The sequence below is a fragment of the Pseudomonas sp. FW305-20 genome (genome assembly GCF_058788075.1).
Genome location: NZ_JBYTAJ010000015.1, coordinates 124,980 through 140,760, shown reverse-complemented (window position 1 = coordinate 140,760; position 15,781 = coordinate 124,980). Strand labels below are relative to the sequence as shown.

Below are 15,781 nucleotides of genomic sequence, written 5' to 3'. Positions count from 1 at the left end.
GCCACAATCCCCGCCACCGCGTTCAGCAACGTCGGCACGATAAACCCTGCACCGCCCGCCCCTGCGCTGACGGTCTCAATCCAGTGATGAACCACCGGCACGCCGTGGGTGAGAATCCCGCCACCCACCAGGAACATCGCTGCCGTGCCGATCACCGACAGGCTTTTCATCATGTACGGCGCCGCACGCAGAATCCCGGCGCCGATGCTTTTGGCCATCTGGCCAGGCTTCTGAGTCAGCCACAAACCGAGGTCGTCGAGTTTGACGATGCCCGCCACCAGGCCATACACGCCGATGGTCATGACGATGGCGATGCCCGACAGCACGATGACTTGCTGGGTCAGCGAAGCATCCGCCACGGTACCCAGAGTGATCGCGATGATTTCCGCCGACAGAATGAAGTCCGTACGGATGGCCCCCTTGATCTTGTCTTTCTCGAACGCCACCAGATCGACCGCCGGATCAGCCACGGCTTCGACCAGCTCAGCATGTTCGGCCTGATCTTCAGCCTTGCTGTGCAGGAATTTGTGCGCCAGTTTTTCGAAACCTTCGAAACACAGGTAGGCGCCACCGACCATCAACAGCGGCGTGACCAGCCACGGAATGAACGCACTGATGGCCAAGGCCGAGGGCACCAGGATCAGCTTGTTCAGAAACGAGCCCTTGGCCACCGCCCACACGACCGGGATTTCCCGCTCGGCACGCACGCCGGAAACCTGCTGGGCATTGAGCGCCAGATCGTCACCGAGCACGCCGGCAGTCTTCTTGGCGGCCATTTTGGTCATCAATGCCACGTCGTCGAGTACCGCGGCAATGTCGTCGATCAACAACAGCAAACTGCTTCCTGCCATGAATCAGGTTTCCTTCGAATAGTGAATGCTGCGCAGCATAGCGCGGCCGAACGTGCTGCGGGGCATTCTTGAGCGCCGCGCGAGGCCGGTGCTACCATGCGCAACCGCCAGCACAGGCAAGGAACCACCTGGTTTATGAGCACTATCCGCGAGCGCAACAAAGAACTGATCCTGCGTGCCGCCAGCGAAGAATTTGCCGACAAGGGCTTCGCTGCGACCAAAACCAGTGACATCGCAGCCAAGGCGGGATTGCCCAAGCCAAACGTCTACTACTACTTCAAATCCAAGGAAAACCTCTACCGCGAGGTCCTTCAAAGCATCATCGAACCGATTCTGCAGGCCTCGACACCGTTCAACGCCGACGGCGTGCCCAGCGAAGTGCTGAGCGGCTACATCCGTTCGAAAATCCGCATCTCCCGCGACCTGCCCTTCGCCTCCAAGGTGTTCGCCAGCGAAATCATGCACGGTGCCCCGCACCTGAGCGCTGATCTGGTTGAACGGCTCAACGGCCAGGCCAAGCACAACATCGACTGCATCCAGACCTGGATCGACCGCGGCCAGATTGCCCCGATCGACCCCAACCACCTGATGTTCAGCATCTGGGCCGCTACCCAGACCTATGCCGATTTTGATTGGCAGATTTCCGCAGTGACCGGTAAAGCGAAGCTGGATGAGGCGGATTACGAGGCGGCGGCGCAGACGATTATCCGGTTGGTGCTCAAGGGGTGTGAGCCGGACTGATAGATGACATTGCCGGCATCGCGATGCAGTCCCACTCCCACATTGAAATGCAAGTCCCTGTAGGAGTGAGCCTGCTCGCGATGAAGGCAACTCAATTTCAGCTCAAACCCAAGCGGCATCCCACAACGGATAGTCGCCAAGCTTTTCCACCAGCCCAGCCCGCAATGGGTTGGCTACTACATATCGAGCCAATTTCACCAAATCCTCTTCCCGCCTCAGTGCCCGATCATGAAATCCTCTCTGCCAGAGACTGGTGGTTCGACCGGTAGACAGCTTCACGGCTTTGGTACTCATCGACTTGGTTTTCTGCATCAGCTCACTTAAAGATCCCTTCCTCAGCTCAATCAGCCAATGAAAATGATCTGGCATGACCACCCAGGCCAGCGAGTTCGCCAAGCCGAATTTCTGTGCATTTCGAAATTGATCGACCACCAGCCTGCCCAAGGTGAAATCCTTGAAAACCGGGGCCCTGTGAAGTGTATTGGTGGTTAACAAATAAATTCGACTGGCTTCGGCATAGCGCCCGACTCTCAATCGGTGTGCAGCAGGTGAGTCCGGCATTCCTTTGCCTCCAATGATCAAGTCATGAGAAGCCTAGCTCTGTGGATTCAAGTGGGAGGGCAAATTGTTGGCTGGATGTATCTGGAAGATAGCTATCGCGAGCAGGCTCACTCCTACAGGGGATTTGTGTGTTCAGACATTTTGCGTCCAACCCCGATCCTCCTGCTCACGATAGCGATTAGTCAGTTACACCAAATCAAGCAGTCACCCCAGCATCCGCCCGCAACCCCGCCGCCTCGATCGCAGTGATCGCACATTGCTCATCAACATCAGAAAGATCACCGCTGATACCGACAGCCCCCAGCACGTTCCCGTCCTGATCCCGAATCAACACCCCACCCGGTGCCGGCACCACACTGCCCTGCCCCAGACTGTTCAAAGCGGCGATAAACGCCGGGCGTTGTTGTGCGTCCAGTGCCAGCAGGCGTGAGCCTTTACCCAGGGCAATGGCGCCCCAGGCTTTGCCGATGGCGATCTGCGGGCGCAGCAGGCTGGCGCCGTCTTCACGCTGCAGGGTGACCAAGTGTCCACCCGCATCCAGTACCGCGATGGTCAATGGAGCCGCCGAGATTGCACGCCCTGCGGAAATAGCCTGATTGGCCAGGTTGACTGCGACTTTCAAGGTTAAAGCGCTCATGGTGCCGTCCTCATTTTGTTATAGGGAAAGCTGCTGGACTGCGTTTTGTTCGACAGTCCGATGCAACAAATAGAACACAATGAGTTATTTTTTTGTATACAATAATTCTCGTAAAACGCCACACGCGACGAAAAGCCACAGTAGATTGGGCTTCCGACGAATGAAACGGCCGCTTGAGAAAATGGATTGACCTGCGCCGTCCGCCGTGAATACACTCTGCGCAAAGCCACTTGTATACAATTACAAAACGTAAGAGGCACCAAAACCATGAGCAAAATGAGAGCAATCGAAGCCGCCGTTCTGGTGATGCGCCGTGAAGGGGTTGATACCGCTTTTGGCATCCCGGGCGCCGCGATCAACCCGCTGTACTCCGCCTTGCAGAAGGTCGGTGGCATCGATCACGTCCTCGCTCGCCACGTTGAAGGCGCCTCGCACATGGCCGAGGGCTACACCCGCACCAAGGCCGGCAACATCGGCGTGTGCATCGGCACTTCGGGACCTGCCGGTACCGACATGGTCACCGGGCTCTACAGTGCCTCGGCCGACTCGATCCCGATTCTTTGCATTACCGGCCAGGCTCCCCGCGCTCGGATGCACAAGGAAGACTTCCAGGCCGTCGACATTACCTCGATCGTCAAGCCAGTGACCAAATGGGCAACCACCGTCATGGAACCGGGCCAGGTGCCTTACGCGTTCCAGAAAGCCTTCTACGAAATGCGCTCCGGCCGTCCAGGCCCGGTGCTGATCGATCTGCCGTTCGACGTGCAGATGGCTGAAATCGAATTCGACATCGACGCCTATGAACCACTGCCGCTGGCCAAGCCAACCGCGAACCGCGTGCAAATCGAGAAGGCCCTGGCCATGCTCGATCAGGCCGAGCGTCCGTTGCTGGTGGCCGGCGGCGGCATCATCAACGCCGACGCCAGCGAATTGCTGGTGGAATTTGCCGAGCTGACCGGTATTCCGGTGGTTCCGACCCTGATGGGCTGGGGCACCATTCCAGACGATCACCCGTTGATGGTCGGCATGGTCGGCCTGCAAACCTCGCACCGCTACGGCAACGCGACGATGCTCAAATCCGACCTGGTGCTGGGTGTCGGCAACCGTTGGGCCAACCGTCACACCGGTTCGATCGACGTTTACACCGAAGGCCGCAAGTTCATCCACGTTGACATCGAACCGACCCAGATCGGCCGCGTGTTCACCCCGGACCTGGGCATCGTTTCCGATGCCGCTGCCGCCCTGACCGTGTTCATCGAAGTCGCTCGCGAATGGCAAGCCGCCGGCAAACTGAAAAACCGCAGTGGCTGGCTGCAAGACTGCCAGCAGCGCAAGTCCAGCCTGCAGCGCAAGACTCACTTCGACAACGTGCCGGTCAAGCCGCAACGCGTTTACGAAGAGATGAACCAGGTGTTCGGCAAAGACACGTGCTACGTCAGCACCATCGGTCTGTCGCAGATTGCCGGCGCGCAGTTCCTGCACGTTTACAAACCGCGTCACTGGATCAACTGTGGTCAGGCCGGTCCGTTGGGCTGGACCATTCCGGCAGCGCTGGGTGTGGTCAAGGCCGATCCGACCCGTAAAGTTGTGGCGCTGTCGGGCGACTATGACTTCCAGTTCATGATCGAAGAACTGGCGGTGGGCGCGCAGTTCAAACTGCCGTACATCCACGTGGTGGTGAACAACTCGTACCTGGGGCTGATTCGTCAGGCTCAGCGCGGTTTCGACATGGACTACTGCGTGCAGCTGTCTTTCGACAACTTGAACGCTCCGGAACTCAACGGTTACGGTGTCGACCACGTCGCGGTCGCCGAAGGCCTGGGCTGCAAGGCGCTGCGTGTATTCGAACCGAGCCAGATCCAGCCTGCCCTGCGCAGGGCTCAGGAGCTGATCGAAGAGTTCAAGGTGCCGGTGATCGTTGAGATTATTCTGGAACGTGTGACCAACATTTCCATGGGCACCGAGATCAACGCCGTCAACGAATTCGAAGACCTGGCGCTGGTCGGCAACGATGCGCCAACGGCGATTTCGTTGCTTGATTAAGTTGACCTGATACCTGTAGCAGCTGCCGAGGTACGAGGCTGCGTTGCGTGTCCGCAGGACTGCTCGGGGGCCGCTTCGCAGCCCAACGCAGCCTCGTACCTCGGCAGCTGCTACAGGCACCTATTTTTACGGGAGACCACCATGCCGCGTTTCGCAGCCAACTTGTCCATGCTGTTCACCGAGCAGGATTTTCTTGCCCGTTTTGAAGCTGCCGCCAAGGCGGGCTTCAATGGTGTCGAATACCTGTTCCCTTACGATTTCAGCTCCGCCGAGATCAAAGCCAAGCTCGATGCCAATGGCTTGACCCAGGTGCTGTTCAACCTGCCGGCCGGTGACTGGGCCAAGGGCGAACGCGGTATCGCGTGCCTGCCGGACCGGGTTGAAGAGTTCCGCGCCGGTGTCGATCTGGCGATTGCCTACGCGAAAGTGTTGGGCAACACCCAGGTCAACTGCCTGGCCGGTATCCGTCCACAAGGCGTCGACGATGCCACCGTGGAAAAAACTTTCGTCGCCAACCTCGCGTACGCTGCCGACAAGCTGCAAGCGGCGGGCATCAAACTGGTGATGGAAGCGATCAACACTCGCGACATCCCGGGTTTCTACCTCAACAACACGGCGCAAGCCCTGTCGATTCGCGAACAGGTCGGCAGCGCCAACCTGTTTCTGCAATACGACATCTACCACATGCAAATCATGGAGGGCGACCTGGCCCGCACCATGGCTGCGCACCTGGGCGAGATCAACCACATCCAGTTGGCCGATAACCCAGGGCGCAACGAACCGGGCACCGGTGAGATCAACTACCGCTTCCTGTTCGAACACCTGGACCGCATCGGGTATCAGGGCTGGGTTGGCTGCGAATACAAGCCGCTGACCACCACTGAAGCGGGTCTGGGCTGGCTTAAAACCCACAACGCAATCTGACGCAGATCCCCTGTAAGAGCGAGCCGGCTCCGGGCGGCGTTCCGACGATGAGGCCAGCACATTCGACATTGATGTTGCCTTACATACCGCTATCGCGAGCAGGCTCACTCCTACAAAACGCAACGCTCCCCTATTTGCTTGAAGCAGCAATAAAAACAAGAGGACTTTCTCATGGCTAAAATCGGATTTATCGGCACCGGCATCATGGGCCACCCAATGGCATTGAACCTGCAGAAAGCCGGTCACAGCCTGTTCCTGTCGGCGCACCACGACGCTGCACCAGCTGACCTGATTGCCGGTGGCGCCGTCGCCCTGGCGAACCCGAAAGAAGTCGCGCAAGAAGCCGAATTCATCATCGTCATGGTGCCGGATACCCCGCAGGTCGATGACGTGCTATTCCGCGCCGACGGTGTTGCGGCCGGTGTTGGCAAGGGTAAGGTCGTGATCGACATGAGCTCGATCTCACCAACCGCCACCAAAGCCTTCGCTGCCAAAATCAACGAAAAAGGCGCTCAGTACCTCGACGCGCCAGTATCCGGCGGTGAAGTCGGCGCCAAGGCCGCGACCCTGAGCATCATGGTCGGCGGCGATGCCGATGCCTTCGAACGCGCTCTGCCGCTGTTCCAGGCGATGGGCAAGAACATCACCCTGGTCGGCGGCAACGGCGATGGTCAAACCGCCAAAGTAGCGAACCAGATCATCGTGGCGCTGAACATCCAGGCCGTGGCCGAAGCCCTGCTGTTTGCATCAAAAAACGGTGCCGATCCGGCCAAGGTGCGCGAAGCACTGATGGGCGGCTTCGCCTCCTCGAAGATCCTCGAAGTGCACGGCGAGCGCATGATCAAAGGCACTTTCGACCCAGGCTTCCGCATCAGCCTGCACCAGAAGGACCTGAACCTGGCCCTGGCCGGCGCACGCGAGCTGGGCATCAACCTGCCGAACACCGCCAACACCCAGCAAGTGTTCAGCACTTGTGCAGCGATCGGTGGCAGCAACTGGGACCACTCGGCGCTGATCAAGGGCCTGGAACACATGGCGAATTTCTCGATTCGCGATAAGTAACACCCGCCTGTGCTGATCGTTCCCACGCTCCGCGTGGGAATGCAGCCCGGGACGCTCCGCGTCCCTGCCGAAGCGGACGCGGAGCGTCCATTGAGGCATTCCCACGCAGAGCGTGGGAACGATCATCTGCGTAAACCAAGAACAAAAAGATTGGGAGCCCGCCATGTCGGTCAATCCGCAACAATTCCTGCGCGAGCTGTTTGCCACAGCCATCGACGCGGCCCATCCGCAGCAAGTCCTCGAAGCCCATTTGCCCAAAGACCGCAGCGGTCGGGTGATCGTCATCGGCGCTGGCAAAGCCGCCGCGGCCATGGCTCAAGTGGTGGAGCGTTGCTGGCAGGGTGAAGTGTCAGGTTTAGTAGTGACGCGTTACGGTCACGGCGCCCCCTGTGAAAAAATCGAAGTGGTCGAAGCCGCTCATCCGGTGCCTGATGCTGCCGGTCTGGCGGTGGCCAAACGCGTGTTGGAACTGGTCAGCAACCTGACTGAAGACGACCGTGTGATCTTCCTGCTCTCGGGCGGCGGCTCTGCCCTGCTGGCGTTGCCCGCGGCCGGCATCACCCTGGCCGACAAGCAGTCGATCAACAAAGCCCTGCTCAAATCCGGCGCCACCATCGGCGAGATGAATTGCGTGCGCAAGCACCTCTCGGCGATCAAGGGCGGCCGCCTCGGCAAAGCCTGCTGGCCTGCCACTGTTTATACCTATGCGATTTCCGATGTACCGGGCGACCTCGCCACGGTCATCGCCTCCGGCCCCACCGTGGCCGATCCGAGCACTTCCGGCGAAGCCCTGGCGATCCTCAAGCGTTACGCCATTGAAGTCCCGGCCTCGGTGCGCAACTGGCTGCAGAGCCCGGAGTCAGAGACGGTCAAACCCGGCGACCCGAGCCTGGCGCGCAGTCACTTCCAACTGATCGCCCGTCCGCAGCAGTCGCTTGAAGCCGCTGCGGTGAAAGCGCGGCAGGCCGGTTTCAGCCCGCTGATACTCGGCGACCTGGAAGGCGAATCCCGCGAAGTGGCCAAGGTTCACGCCGGCATCGCCCGTCAGGTTGTGCTGCACGGTCAGCCATTGGCGGCGCCCTGCGTGATCCTCTCGGGCGGTGAAACCACGGTCACCGTACGCGGCAATGGCCGTGGCGGACGCAACGCCGAATTCCTGCTCAGCCTGACCGACAGCCTCAAAGGCCTGCCCGGCGTCTACGCGCTGGCTGGCGACACCGATGGCATCGATGGCTCCGAAGACAATGCCGGCGCAATCATGACTCCGGACAGCTACGCCCGCGCCGCCGCCCTCGGCCTGAGCGCCAGCGACGAGTTGGACAACAACAATGGCTACGGCTATTTCGAGGCGCTGGAAGCGCTGATCGTCACTGAACCGACCCGCACCAACGTCAACGACTTCCGTGCCATCCTGATTCTCGAGAGCCCTAAAAATGACGCCTGACAAGAAGGTTAAAATCCTCGCCACCCTCGGTCCTGCCACTCACGGGATCGACGACATCCGTGAGCTGGTGCAGGCCGGGGTCAACATCTTTCGCCTGAACTTCAGCCACGGCGATCACGCCGACCACGCTCAGCGCTATCAGTGGATTCGTGAAGTCGAGCGCCAGCTGAATTATCCGCTGGGCATTCTGATGGACCTGCAAGGTCCGAAACTGCGGGTTGGCAAATTCGCCGAGGGCAAGGTGCAATTGCATCGCGGTCAGGCGCTGCGTCTGGACCTGGACCCGACACCGGGGGATGAACGCCGGGTCAACTTGCCTCACCCGGAAATCATCGCGGCGCTCGAACCGGGCATGGACCTGCTGCTGGACGACGGCAAGCTGCGTCTTCGCGTGGTGACCAAGTACTCCGACGCCATCGACACCACGGTGCTGAATGGCGGCGAGCTGTCGGATCGCAAAGGCGTGAACGTGCCGCAAGCGGTGCTGGACCTGAGCCCGCTGACCGCCAAGGACCGTCGCGATCTGAGCTTCGGCCTGGAGCTGGGTGTGGACTGGGTCGCGCTGTCGTTTGTGCAGCGCCCGCAAGACATCCGCGAGGCGCGCGAACTGATCGGCGACAAAGCGTTTTTGATGGCCAAGATCGAGAAGCCTTCGGCCGTGACGCAACTGCGCGAGATCGCCGAATTGAGCGATGCGATCATGGTTGCTCGCGGTGACCTGGGCGTGGAAGTGCCGGCCGAAAGCGTGCCGCAGATTCAGAAAAACATCATCAGCATCTGCCGTCAGCTCGGCAAACCGGTGGTGGTGGCGACGCAGATGCTCGAGTCGATGCGCTTCTCCCCTGCCCCGACCCGTGCCGAGGTGACCGATGTCGCCAACGCCGTGGCCGAAGGTGCGGATGCGGTGATGCTGTCGGCGGAAACCGCGTCCGGTGAGTACCCGCTGGAGGCCGTGCAGATGATGAGCAAGATCATTCGCCAGGTGGAAAACGGTCCGGACTATCAGGCGCAACTTGACGTCAGCCGGCCCAAGGCCGAGGCGACGGTTTCCGATGCGATCAGCTGCGCGATTCGTCGCATCAGCAATGTGTTGCCAGTGGCGGTACTGGTGAATTACAGCGAATCCGGCACGTCGAGTTTGCGGGCGGCGCGGGAGCGGCCGACGGTGCCGATCCTCAACCTGACGCCAAACCTGCAAACCGCTCGCCGGTTGACGGTGGCCTGGGGCGTGCATTCGGTGGTCAATGATCGGCTGCGGCAGGTGGATGAGGTGTGCTCGACGGCGCTGGAGATTGCCCAGGCGCAGGGCATGGCCAAGCGTGGCGACACCTTGTTGATCACCGCGGGTGTGCCGTTTGGGCAGCCGGGGTCGACTAACTCCTTGCGTATCGAGACGTTGATCTAGAGCGCCCATACCGGCCTCATCGCCAGCAGGCTGGCTCCCACATTGGTTTTGTGCCGATCACGGAATCAATACTGAACTGAGATTCAGTGTGGGAGCCAGCCTGCTGGCGATGCGGGCGACTCGGTTTCACTGTCTTTCAGAACTGCCATGCCTGCCAACCACTTCAACACCCACTGCCCCGATTGGGCGACTGCCCTGCTCAACGGTTTCAGTCAGATCTTCCTCCAGCGCCATCCGCTGTGCGGTCTGCTGTGCCTGTTGGCCATTCTGTTCACCGCGCCCACCCTGCTCGGCGGTGCATTGCTGGGCGGTGTCGCCGGGTTGCTCACCGCGCAACGACGTGGCTATGCCAAGGCCGATCGACAGGCCGGGCTCTTCAGCTACAACGGTGTATTGCTCGGTTTGCTGCTGAGCCTCTACTTTCCCTGGTCCGCGGTGTTACCGCCGCTGATCATCGCTGCCGGCGGCCTGAGCGCGATGGTCACTCAGCAATGGCTCAAGCGCGTGCGGATCAGCCAATACCTGCCTGCCTATACGGCACCTTTCGTGGGATTGGGCTGGTTGTTGCTGTGCTTCGCCACGCCCTCGACAACCGCGCACGTGATCGAAATCAATACGCTGAACATACTCGCCGCACCACTCAAAGGCCTCGGCCAGGTGATGTTCCTCGGTCATCCACTGGCCGGTGCGATGATTGCCACGGGTTTGCTGATCGCTGATCGCCGCGCATTCTGCTGGGCGTTGTTGGCGTCTGTCGCCGGCATGGGCTGGAGCATGCTGAATCACGACTTCTACACCGCATTGATCGGCCTCGGTGGCTATAACGCCGTACTCGCCGCCCTCGCCTTCAGCTCGCAGCGCCAGAAGCCTTGGCTGCCGCTCATCGGTATTGCATCAGCGCTGTTGCTGACGCCGGTGTTTGCCGCCATCGGTCTGCCAACGCTGACCGCGCCGTTCATCCTTTCCTGCTGGCTGATCCGCACGGTGGTTCAAATGCTCGGCAAGCCCCCTGTCACCCGTGCGCCTTGCACTCTGGAGGAGAATCAACCTAGGCTTCGCTGATCATCGGTTCAGGCGGTATCCATGGACAGCAACAGAAACTGGCGTGAAGAGCTTTACGTCATGATTTTCCAGAGCGACACAGTGGCTGGGCGGCGCTTCGACGGCATCCTGCTGTTGATCATTCTCGCCAGCATTGTGATCGTGATGCTCGACAGCATCGACGCGGTTCACCAGAACTACGCCGACCTGCTGGCGTACATCGAGTGGGGCTTCACGGTCATCTTCGCCATCGAATACGGCCTGCGACTGTACTGTTCGCCCAAGCCGTTACGCTACGCGTTCAGCTTCTATGGACTGGTGGATTTGCTGGCGATCGTGCCCGGCATTCTTGCGCTGTATTACGCCGATGCGCAGTACCTGCTGATTATCCGGATCATTCGGATGCTGCGGATTTTCCGCGTGCTCAAGCTGAGCCCGTACCTCAAGCAAGCCAACTATCTGATGTCCGCATTGCGCGGCAGCAAGCAGAAGATCGTGGTGTTTCTCGTCAGCGTCTGCACCCTCGTGACAGTGTTCGGTACGCTGATGTACGTGATCGAAGGCCCGGAGCACGGTTTCACCAGCATTCCCAAAGGCATCTATTGGGCTATCGTCACGCTGACCACCGTGGGCTTCGGCGACATCGTGCCGAAAACGCCGCTGGGCCAGGTGATTTCGTCGCTGGTGATGATCACCGGTTACTCGATCATCGCCGTGCCGACGGGAATTTTCACCGCCGAACTGGCCAACGCCATGCGCGGCGAACAACTGCAACATGATTGTCCGGTGTGCAAGAAAAACAACCACGAGCATGGGGCGGCGTTCTGCTCGCGATGCGGGAATGCGTTGTTTAAGAAAACGGAATAAGCAAAGCACTTTTTAATCTTTAAAGGACTATGCGAGCCCCGTTATAGTCGCTGGCAAATTGCCTCACTTTTAAATATTTATAAAACAAGGACTGCGCAGTGAAAAAACTCTTTGGCGCCTCACTTCTTGCTGCTGGCCTGGCTTTGTCCAGCGTGGCCCAGGCCGCACCGACCCTGCTTAACGTTTCCTACGACGTAATGCGCGACTTCTACAAGGACTACAACACGGCCTTCCAGAAACACTGGCAAGCCGAGCACAACGAAAACATCACCCTGCAGATGTCCTTCGGCGGCTCCAGCAAACAGGCGCGTTCAGTGATCGATGGCCTGCCGGCTGACGTCATCACCATGAACATGGCCACCGACATCAACGCCCTGGCGGACAACGGCAAACTGGTCCCGGATAACTGGGTCACACGCCTGCCGAACAACAGCGCGCCATTCACCTCGGCCACCGTGTTCATCGTCCGCAAAGGCAACCCGAAAGCCCTGAAAGACTGGCCTGACCTGCTCAAGGACGGCGTGCAGGTGATCGTGCCAAACCCGAAAACGTCCGGTAACGGCCGCTACACCTACCTCTCGGCCTGGGGTTATGTGCTGAAAAACGGTGGCGACGAAAGCAAAGCAAAAGACTTCGTCGGCAAGCTGTTCAAACAAGCACCAGTGCTCGACACCGGTGGCCGCGCCGCCACGACGACCTTCATGACCAACCAGCTGGGTGATGTGCTGGTGACCTTCGAAAACGAAGCGGAAATGATTGCCCGTGAATTTGGTCGTGATCAGTTCGAAGTCATCTACCCAAGCGTCTCCGCCGAAGCCGAGCCGCCCGTGTCGGTGGTCGACAAAACCGTCGACAAGAAAGGCACCCGTGCGGTTGCCGAGGAATATCTGAAGTACCTGTGGTCGCCGCAAGGTCAGGAGATTGCTGCGGCGAACTATCTGCGCCCGCGTGATCCGGCGGTGCTGGCCAAGTACACCGATCGTTTCCCGAAAGTGGATTTCCTGTCGGTGGAGAAGACCTTTGGTGACTGGCGAACGGTGCAGAAGACTCACTTCAATGATGGCGGGGTCTTTGATCAGATCTACAGCGGCCAGTAATTGCTGAAGCCAATGAAAAAGGCGACCTGGGAAGGTCGCCTTTTTTGTCGCTCGTGTTCGCTGAAGATCCCCTGTGGGAGTGAGCCTGCTCGCGATGACATTTATCCATTCGATAAATGGGTTGCCTGACACGCCGCTATCGCGAGCAGGCTCACTCCCACAGGATTTGCGCCAAGCAGTTACTTCGGCGACAAACGTCAGGATCTTGCAGCACATCCTCTGTCGCTCATTCCGCAACGGAATAATTGCTATCACTCCAAACCCTCTTCCGCCGTACGCGTCAGCCCTTTAGCCTGCGCGCATTCTCTTTTGCTCAGCGAGACCCGTTATGAACCCAGCGAACCCAGTGCCCCAGGGCACCGCGACAATGACCCGAGGCATGGTGCTGGTGTTTGCCTTCTGCTGCGGCGCCATCGTTGCCAACATCTACTACGCCCAACCGATCATCGGCCTGATCGCGCCGGACATCGGCTTGACCAGCACCATGGCCAGCCTGATCGTTTCGTTGACTCAGATCGGTTACGCATTGGGTCTGTTCTTCCTGGTGCCGCTGGGTGATTTGCTGGAAAACCGCCGATTGATGATCATCACCACCGTGGTGGCGATTGCCAGCCTGCTGGGCGCGGCGTTCACCGATCAGCCCAACGTGTTTTTGCTGATCTCGCTGCTGGTGGGGTTCAGTTCGGTGTCGGTGCAGATCCTGATTCCACTGGCTGCACATTTGGCGCCGGAAGAGTCTCGGGGCCGTGTGGTCGGCGGGATCATGGGCGGTTTGCTGTTGGGGATTCTGTTGGCGCGACCGGTGTCGAGCGTGGTGGCTGACCATTTTGGCTGGCGTGCGATGTTTGTGATTGCAGCGGTATTGATGGCGGCAATCAGCATGGTGTTGGCGCTGACGATTCCCAAGCGTCAGCCTGATCACAGCGCTTCTTATGGTCAGTTGCTGGGGTCTTTGTGGACCCTGTTGCGGCAACAACCGGTGTTGCGCCAGCGGGCGTTTTACCAGGGCTGCATGTTCGCCAGCTTCAGCCTGTTCTGGACCGCCGTGCCGCTGGAACTCGCTCGCAATCATGGCTTGTCGCAAACCCAGATCGCGATCTTCGCCCTGGTCGGGGCCATCGGCGCCATCGCCGCCCCCATTGCCGGTCGATTGGCGGATGCCGGCCACACCCGCATCGCCTCGTTGCTGGCCCTGCTGTTCGCCAGCCTGAGTTTTCTGCCCGCCTTCATCCATCCGGTCTACAGCGTCATTGGCCTCGCGGTCACCGGCGTGGTGCTTGATTTCTGTGTGCAGATGAACATGGTGCTCGGTCAACGCGCGGTCTACGCCCTCGACGCCAAAAGCCGCAGCCGCCTGAATGCGCTGTACATGACCAGCATATTCATCGGTGGCGCATTTGGCTCCTCGGTGGCCAGTGCGGTGTATGAACACGGCGGCTGGTTGTGGATCGTGATTGTGGGTAGCGCGTTTCCTTTGTTGGCATTGCTGCGGTTTTTGAGTGTTTCGCAAAAGCGTTCATTGGCGACGGCGTGAAGCTTTAGAAGCATCGCGGGCGAATCGGATCGCCCGCACGGCTCGCGCCTAGGGGACAGAGGTTGACTGCGATTGCTGAGTGGCTGGCACCACTCAGTGCCGAACCAACTTCTCCATCGCCGCATCTGCCAGAAACGAAGAGCGGCTTTTGACATTGTGCTCGCGCACATAACGATCGATACGCTGAATCACATAGCCGGGCAGCGTCACATTGACCTTCTCGGTTTTGCCCATGTACGGCGCGATGTCCAGCTCCAGCATGCCCCAGCCCATGTCGGCGAAGTCCGGATTCCCACGGTGGGCAGCAGCAGAGGTAGGCATGGGAATCGACTCCCCGTCAGCCGCAATCTCCTGAAGCATGATGTGGGCAATCTCGACCGCCGCGTTGTAGGCGTCTTCAAACGTATCCCCGGCCGTTACGGCGCCTGGAATATCGGGGATCTGAATACCGATGGCGGTGTTCTCGTCGCCCCACTCGATACAGATTGGATATTGCATTATGGATCTCCTGCATGACTGGCTCCCGGGCAATACAACCCGGCTCGCCTCCTGATGCTTTTGACCGTCCCGATCGGCAAATCCTTTTTCGGATGAGGGACGGGTATCGTGTACGGGTTGTATCGGTGTTTGAAGAGGTGATGACTGCCGGTAATCCGATCCAGTATCCAGCCGGCCTCCTCCAACTCCTTGATCAATAGCCTGCTCTGCACCAATAGCCTCCTTGCTCAGGCCCAAACAAAAGTAACCCTAGAGTTATCTTTACTCAAGCACAAAAATCCGCAACGCGACGCTTGGTTGTTTTACAGGGTGTGATTGCGGACGGCGGCATACTTTCCAAGAATGAACACTTTCACTCAGCTAGAAGTGATCATCAACGGCCGAGTCAGCGTCAACGCCGCCGAAGGTCTGCGCGCAGCCGTGCTCGCCCATCAAGGGCTGACCATGGCGTCCGAATGGATGTTTGCCCCGGAACTGGCCAACGGCGCGGTCAGGGAGGTAATGAAGGATTGGACGTTGCCGAATCAGGACCTTTGGGCGGTGTTTCCCACGGGCAGAATGGCCAGCGCAAAGGCTCGGGCGTTTGTGGAGTATGTGCAGGGGTTGCTGACAAAGGAGGTCTGAAAAATGCACAAAAAACAAAACGGCGATCCAAGGATCGCCGTTTCTGTTTACTGCCCGAATTGTCGTCCCAACCCGCCCGGCACGCCCTGGATGTCGGTCTCTTCCCATGGCCCGTTCGGGCTGATCGACCGGCTCCAGCCGTTATTCCAGCGGTAATACGTGCGCTGGCGGTAGAAGGTGTTGGTCTGATCATCGAGAACGTACACGCCGAGCTTGGCGTCCCAATGGCTGTTGCCACCCGGTGGCGGCGCGAAGCTGGCGGAGGTGCGTGGCAGCGGTTTGGCGGGCTTGGCCGGAATGTTCGGTTTGCTCGGAGTCGGTGTCGGGGACGGCGTCGGGCGCGGCTGCGACGGCGGGATCGGTGGCAGCTGTTCAGGCTGCTGCGGCTGGACCACGCAAGCGCTTAACCCCAAAACCATACTGAGCAGGGTGATACGAGCGATGGTGGTCAT

Annotated in this window: 16 protein-coding genes and 1 pseudogene; 11 read left to right on the top strand and 6 right to left on the bottom strand. The window is 59.5% G+C overall.

The genetic code is table 11. The features are described from left to right. Positions 1–851: DUF808 domain-containing protein (locus tag AC3WP4_RS15475; RefSeq protein WP_102650632.1), on the bottom strand; the 851-nt coding region annotated here is incomplete at its 3' end. 135 nt (positions 852–986) lie between these two features. Between AC3WP4_RS15475 and AC3WP4_RS15470 the strand changes: the two genes are divergently transcribed. Then, the gene (locus tag AC3WP4_RS15470; protein ID WP_102614670.1) at positions 987–1,592 is read left to right on the top strand and encodes a TetR/AcrR family transcriptional regulator; all 606 of its coding nucleotides are present in this window, start codon (positions 987–989) and stop codon (positions 1,590–1,592) included. A gap of 102 nt (positions 1,593–1,694) precedes the next feature. On the opposite strand, the gene AC3WP4_RS15465 is transcribed toward AC3WP4_RS15470, so the two are convergent. Together AC3WP4_RS15465 and AC3WP4_RS15460 are read right to left on the bottom strand one after the other, a co-directional pair. Further along, positions 1,695–2,153 (bottom strand): REP-associated tyrosine transposase, encoded by a 459-nt coding sequence (locus AC3WP4_RS15465; RefSeq protein ID WP_102614671.1) that lies wholly within the window; start codon positions 2,151–2,153, stop codon positions 1,695–1,697. A gap of 196 nt (positions 2,154–2,349) precedes the next feature. After that, a complete protein-coding gene (locus AC3WP4_RS15460; protein WP_076030200.1) occupies positions 2,350–2,790 on the bottom strand; it encodes a GlcG/HbpS family heme-binding protein in 441 nt (146 codons plus the stop codon). Positions 2,791–3,057: 267 nt separating this feature from the next. Between AC3WP4_RS15460 and gcl the strand changes: the two genes are divergently transcribed. From gcl to AC3WP4_RS15415, 9 genes are all read left to right on the top strand, one after another. Beyond that, on the top strand, positions 3,058–4,833 hold the full coding sequence (gene gcl / locus AC3WP4_RS15455; RefSeq protein ID WP_074874631.1) for a glyoxylate carboligase: 1,776 nt from the start codon (positions 3,058–3,060) through the stop codon (positions 4,831–4,833). Between the two features lie 141 nt (positions 4,834–4,974). Then, positions 4,975–5,757, top strand: a complete 783-nt coding sequence (gene hyi, locus AC3WP4_RS15450; protein WP_102614672.1) for a hydroxypyruvate isomerase — start codon at positions 4,975–4,977, stop codon at positions 5,755–5,757. A gap of 171 nt (positions 5,758–5,928) precedes the next feature. Next, entirely contained in the window at positions 5,929–6,819 is an 891-nt protein-coding gene (locus AC3WP4_RS15445) for a 2-hydroxy-3-oxopropionate reductase (protein ID WP_102614673.1), read from the top strand. Positions 6,820–6,982: 163 nt separating this feature from the next. After that, complete coding sequence (locus AC3WP4_RS15440; RefSeq protein ID WP_074874625.1) at positions 6,983–8,263, top strand: glycerate kinase type-2 family protein; 1,281 nt, start codon at positions 6,983–6,985, stop codon at positions 8,261–8,263. Further along, entirely contained in the window at positions 8,253–9,668 is a 1,416-nt protein-coding gene (gene pyk / locus AC3WP4_RS15435) for a pyruvate kinase (protein ID WP_074874623.1), read from the top strand. Before AC3WP4_RS15440 ends, pyk begins: the two co-directional genes overlap by 11 nt. Before the next feature lie 147 nt (positions 9,669–9,815). Beyond that, positions 9,816–10,730: an urea transporter gene (locus AC3WP4_RS15430; RefSeq protein ID WP_102614674.1), complete on the top strand. Its 915-nt coding sequence runs from the start codon at positions 9,816–9,818 to the stop codon at positions 10,728–10,730. A gap of 21 nt (positions 10,731–10,751) precedes the next feature. Further along, positions 10,752–11,576: an ion transporter gene (locus tag AC3WP4_RS15425; protein WP_102614675.1), complete on the top strand. Its 825-nt coding sequence runs from the start codon at positions 10,752–10,754 to the stop codon at positions 11,574–11,576. 98 nt (positions 11,577–11,674) lie between these two features. Continuing rightward, positions 11,675–12,673 (top strand): sulfate ABC transporter substrate-binding protein, encoded by a 999-nt coding sequence (locus AC3WP4_RS15420; RefSeq protein ID WP_102614676.1) that lies wholly within the window; start codon positions 11,675–11,677, stop codon positions 12,671–12,673. A gap of 328 nt (positions 12,674–13,001) precedes the next feature. Beyond that, a complete protein-coding gene (locus tag AC3WP4_RS15415) occupies positions 13,002–14,207 on the top strand; it encodes an MFS transporter (RefSeq protein WP_102615885.1) in 1,206 nt (401 codons plus the stop codon). A 93-nt stretch (positions 14,208–14,300) separates the two neighbouring features. On the opposite strand, the gene AC3WP4_RS15410 is transcribed toward AC3WP4_RS15415, so the two are convergent. Next, positions 14,301–14,705, bottom strand: a complete 405-nt coding sequence (locus AC3WP4_RS15410) for a type II toxin-antitoxin system HicB family antitoxin (RefSeq protein WP_056742059.1) — start codon at positions 14,703–14,705, stop codon at positions 14,301–14,303. Further along, positions 14,705–14,917, bottom strand: coding sequence for a type II toxin-antitoxin system HicA family toxin (locus AC3WP4_RS15405; protein ID WP_074874611.1), 213 nt, complete (start codon positions 14,915–14,917; stop codon positions 14,705–14,707). Before AC3WP4_RS15405 ends, AC3WP4_RS15410 begins: the two co-directional genes overlap by 1 nt. A gap of 151 nt (positions 14,918–15,068) precedes the next feature. On the opposite strand from AC3WP4_RS15405, the pseudogene AC3WP4_RS15400 reads away from it, so the two are divergent. Further along, positions 15,069–15,329 (top strand): annotated as a pseudogene (locus AC3WP4_RS15400) (LysR substrate-binding domain-containing protein); the annotation flags it as partial. 47 nt (positions 15,330–15,376) lie between these two features. Here AC3WP4_RS15400 and AC3WP4_RS15395 read toward each other — a convergent pair. Beyond that, positions 15,377–15,781, bottom strand: coding sequence for a hypothetical protein (locus AC3WP4_RS15395; protein ID WP_102615886.1), 405 nt, complete (start codon positions 15,779–15,781; stop codon positions 15,377–15,379).

Excerpts from the sequence above, each read along its gene's own strand:
- AC3WP4_RS15470 (WP_102614670.1), top strand. The coding sequence starts at position 987 with ATGAGCACTATCCGCGAGCGCAACAAAGAACTGATCCTGCGTGCCGCC.
- AC3WP4_RS15465 (WP_102614671.1), bottom strand. The coding sequence starts at position 2,153 with ATGCCGGACTCACCTGCTGCACACCGATTGAGAGTCGGGCGCTATGCC.
- AC3WP4_RS15460 (WP_076030200.1), bottom strand. The coding sequence starts at position 2,790 with ATGAGCGCTTTAACCTTGAAAGTCGCAGTCAACCTGGCCAATCAGGCT.
- gcl (WP_074874631.1), top strand. The coding sequence starts at position 3,058 with ATGAGCAAAATGAGAGCAATCGAAGCCGCCGTTCTGGTGATGCGCCGT.
- hyi (WP_102614672.1), top strand. The coding sequence starts at position 4,975 with ATGCCGCGTTTCGCAGCCAACTTGTCCATGCTGTTCACCGAGCAGGAT.
- AC3WP4_RS15445 (WP_102614673.1), top strand. The coding sequence starts at position 5,929 with ATGGCTAAAATCGGATTTATCGGCACCGGCATCATGGGCCACCCAATG.
- AC3WP4_RS15440 (WP_074874625.1), top strand. The coding sequence starts at position 6,983 with ATGTCGGTCAATCCGCAACAATTCCTGCGCGAGCTGTTTGCCACAGCC.
- pyk (WP_074874623.1), top strand. The coding sequence starts at position 8,253 with ATGACGCCTGACAAGAAGGTTAAAATCCTCGCCACCCTCGGTCCTGCC.
- AC3WP4_RS15430 (WP_102614674.1), top strand. The coding sequence starts at position 9,816 with ATGCCTGCCAACCACTTCAACACCCACTGCCCCGATTGGGCGACTGCC.
- AC3WP4_RS15425 (WP_102614675.1), top strand. The coding sequence starts at position 10,752 with ATGGACAGCAACAGAAACTGGCGTGAAGAGCTTTACGTCATGATTTTC.
- AC3WP4_RS15415 (WP_102615885.1), top strand. The coding sequence starts at position 13,002 with ATGAACCCAGCGAACCCAGTGCCCCAGGGCACCGCGACAATGACCCGA.
- AC3WP4_RS15410 (WP_056742059.1), bottom strand. The coding sequence starts at position 14,705 with ATGCAATATCCAATCTGTATCGAGTGGGGCGACGAGAACACCGCCATC.
- AC3WP4_RS15395 (WP_102615886.1), bottom strand. The coding sequence starts at position 15,781 with ATGACCACCATCGCTCGTATCACCCTGCTCAGTATGGTTTTGGGGTTA.